General features: G+C 47.1%; 2 pseudogenes. Both read right to left on the bottom strand.

The features are described 5' to 3' along the window. Positions 1-103 (bottom strand): annotated as a pseudogene (locus R0K30_RS23230) (porphobilinogen synthase); the annotation flags it as partial. Positions 104-108: 5 nt separating this feature from the next. Then, positions 109-242: pseudogene (locus R0K30_RS23225) on the bottom strand (uroporphyrinogen-III synthase); the annotation flags it as partial.

Raw genomic sequence — 242 nt, 5'->3', positions numbered from 1 at the left:
GAGGGTAAATAAAATCTGAAGGGTGAAGACGTGTTTCTCTTACTAAATCTCTCATCGCAGCGTTCGCGCGCAAACGGCGGTGTCTGTTAAATGTTTGATTCATCATTATCAATCCTTTCCCGACATGCTGCACATGACGTCCAGCATGCCTTCAATCGTATAAGTGTCAGGCACATGGGATGAGATCCCGTATTCCAAGAGCGCTTTCTCTGTCAAAGGGCCGATGCTGATATAGCTCGCAC

Source organism: Bacillus sp. SIMBA_154 (assembly GCF_046536015.1).
GTDB lineage: Bacteria > Bacillota > Bacilli > Bacillales > Bacillaceae > Bacillus > Bacillus pumilus_P.
Note: the sequence above shows the minus strand (reverse complement) of the source record. Positions and strands in the feature narration are given on the sequence as shown.